1 protein-coding gene is annotated in these 292 nt (G+C 43.2%); it reads left to right on the top strand.

The features are described from left to right. Positions 1-292: hypothetical protein (locus AB4486_RS25495; RefSeq protein ID WP_372119514.1), on the top strand; the 292-nt coding region annotated here is incomplete at both ends.

Below are 292 nucleotides of genomic sequence, written 5' to 3'. Positions count from 1 at the left end.
GCACTGGGATATGCGCGACAATTCTGCAAGGTGTTCAAGGTTCAATCTGAGATTGAGATAAAAAAACTTCCTGTGCAATCAATTGGCGTCAGTTATTTAACCGCAAGTGGCGGTATTCTCTATTGCAAAGCTAGCCACCCGTTTATGCAGTCGCATAACCTAGTTGAAGCGCTATGTGAAAAAGCGAAAAAGTTAACAAAAAGCGTAGTTGGTTTAAACAATGTCAATCAGGTCGGGCCGGCAGCTTTAGCATTTCATCGTCTTTCGAACACATCGCAGCAAAGTTTGGATG

Origin of the sequence: Vibrio sp. 10N.222.55.C6 (assembly GCF_041473395.1) — a bacterium.
GTDB lineage: Bacteria > Pseudomonadota > Gammaproteobacteria > Enterobacterales > Vibrionaceae > Vibrio > Vibrio crassostreae_C.
This window is presented reverse-complemented; position numbering and strand designations above follow the sequence as displayed.